The following is a 2,591-nucleotide window of genomic DNA, read 5'->3' on the forward strand; positions in this document are numbered from 1 at the left end:
GTCGGGAGCCGCGGAAGACGAGGCGGCCGGTGTTGGCGGCCTGGATCTCGATGGACTGGGCGCGGGAGTTGAGGATGTCGGCGCGGTCGGCGCGGTGGTAGTCGAGGAACTGCTGGAACGTCCACAGCGCGGAGTAGGTCTTGCGGCGCCGGTTGTTGGCGGTGTTGCCCTCGTCGGGGCGGGTCTGGCCGCCGGAGCTGCGCAGTTCCAGCAGGGAGTTGGTGACGTTCTTGAGCCCGAGGGTGTTGCGCAGGATGGTTTCCTCGCTGAGACCGACGTTGCCGCCGCCTTCGCAGCCGTAGGGGCAGGCCCACCAGCCGGCTTCGGCGCCCTTGGCGTACATGTGGCCTTCGATCATGTCCTGGGACTGGTCGAAGATGGGTTGGGCGACGTTCTGGTGCCGTGGGGGCAGCATCGGCAGGTCGCCGGCGCGGGAGTTGCCGAACTCGTGGCCGTCGTAGCCGGCGACGGGTCGGTAGTCGCGGACCATTTTGATGTACGCGGTGGTCTCGGGTTGGCGGATCAGGGAGTAGTCGCGGTTGAGGTCCTGGCCGGTGGAGTTGCCGCGGGTGTTGTTGGCGCGGCCGTCTCCGTTGATGGTGGGGACGATCAGGACAGTGGTGTGGCTGAGCAGGTCGGTGATGCGGGGGTCGGTGCTGAAGGCGAGTTGGCGGGCCATGATGAGGCAGGCTTCGCGGTCGCCGGGTTCGTTGCCGTGCACGTTGCAGTTGATGGCCACGGGTGCGGTGGCGGCGACTGCTTCCGGGGTTGTAGCCGGGGTGGGGTGGCCGATGACCATCATGTTGATGGGTCGGTTCTGCACGGTGCGGCCGAGTTCGACGACGCGTACGCGGTCGCTGAGGGCGTCGATGGCGGCGGTGTAGGCGTACTCGTCGGTGTCGCTGGTGTACTGCGCGGCGTGGGTGGTCTCCCAGCCGGTGCGTAGTTGCTCGCCGGGGGTTGTGGGGTTGCCCCAGGGTGCGGTGGTGGTGGCGGTGACCAGGTCGGAGTAGGGCTGTTCGGTGGTGCCGGTGCGGGCGCGTACGCGCCATTGGAAGGTGTCGCCGGGGTTGTAGCCGGCGTCGGCGAAGGTGGGTGCGTGTTGGTTGATCTGGCGATTGGGTCGCCAGATGCCGACGATGGTGGGTGTGCCGGTGGGGGTGTTGTCGGCGTCGACGGGGGTGCGTTCGATCTGGTAGTCGGTGGCGCCGTCGACGGGTTGCCAGGCGAGGGTGGTGTACCCGTCGGCCTGGTGGGCGGTGAGGGCGGTGACCTGGTCGGGTGGTGCGGCCCGTTGGGCGTTGGCGGGGGTGGGTGCGGTGGTGAGGGTGACGGCGATGAGGGTGGACACGGCGATGAGGGTGGGTCGCTGGCGTCTCATGTGGCCTCCGACGAGTTGATCGTGGCGCGTGTCGACCAGCATGATCGTCGAAGTCCGTCGATGCAATGATCTTGAGGGAATCTTGCGACTTGGCGGTCCGCTCCCCCGCCGACCCTTGATTGACCCGGTTTCCGCAAGGCGCGGTGTCCGGGGCACGGGGGTGGCCCGGTTTCAGAAAGCCGAGTCGACCTTGGAGGCGGCGTCAGGCCGAACGGTCCGCGCGGTAAGGCGCGGGGTGACCCGGAACCCGTGGATGAGGACGACCGTCGTGAGCCCGCGATGCGGCCGGTTGGGCGCTGACGCTCAGCCGAGATCGACCAGCAGGGGGCGGTGATCGGAGATGGTGGACGCCGGCGCGGTGACCGCGCGTACGGGTGGGAGCTGGTCGAGGGCGTGCCGGTCGGCGAGGATGTGGTCGAGTTGGACGCGGGGCTGCCCGGACGGGTAGGTGGGGCGTCGGCCCAGGGGGCGCCAGCCGGAAATGAGCCGGGCCGCGCCGGCGGGCAGGTTGAGGTCGCCGAGCAGGACGCGGGGCCCCGGTAGCGCGCGCAGGGCGCGGACGGTCTGACGTAGTTGGCGGGCGTTCCAGCCTGGCACGAACGACAGGTGGGTCGCTGCCACGGTGAGGGGGCCGTGGGGGGTGTCCAGGACGGCGGCGAGGACCACGCGGGGTTCGTCGTGCAGCAGGATGAGGCCGCCGCGGGGGCCGGGCACGTAGACCGGTGAGCGCACCGGCGCCGGCTTGAGTCGGGTGACCTGCCAGCTGCGGACGGGGTATCGGCTGATCAGCCCGATGCCGTAGCAGGGTTCGCCGTGGCCGTCGTCGTCGTGGCGCAGTGGGCGGAACTGTTCGCCCGGGGTGCCGACGACGGCGGCGGCGAAGCGGTGGTGGGGTGCACCGAGGGCGCGGGCGGCGATGGCGGTGAGGTCGAGGTTGCCGCTGCGGCGTTGGTCACGGTCGACCTCCTGCAGGGCGAGCACGTCGGCGTCGAGGGCGCCGATGGCGGCGGCGAGTCGATCGGAGTCGACGAGCCCGTCGGTGAGGGACCGTCCGTGCAGCAGGTTGAAGGTGGCCAGGCGCACTCCTGCACCTTACGTGCCCGTGGCATGGTTGCCGGGTGCTGAAGGTCTTGCTGTGTTCGGTGCTGGTGTTCGTGGCGGTCGGCGCCTTGGGGGTGTGGTTGCGGCGTACGCGGGGCCGGTGACCGGG

2 protein-coding genes are annotated in these 2,591 nt (G+C 70.2%); both read right to left on the bottom strand.

All coding sequences use genetic code 11. The features are described 5' to 3' along the window. Positions 1-1,381, bottom strand: a 1,381-nt coding sequence (locus DLJ58_RS34895) for a M14 family zinc carboxypeptidase (protein ID WP_124857687.1), incomplete at its 3' end; no start/stop codon positions are given. Positions 1,382-1,684: 303 nt separating this feature from the next. After that, positions 1,685-2,464 (bottom strand): endonuclease/exonuclease/phosphatase family protein, encoded by a 780-nt coding sequence (locus DLJ58_RS17305; RefSeq protein WP_112587017.1) that lies wholly within the window; start codon positions 2,462-2,464, stop codon positions 1,685-1,687. Positions 2,465-2,591: the final 127 nt, after the last annotated feature.

The organism is Micromonospora arida (assembly GCF_003857035.1).
GTDB classification, from domain to species: Bacteria; Actinomycetota; Actinomycetes; order Mycobacteriales; family Micromonosporaceae; genus Micromonospora; species Micromonospora arida.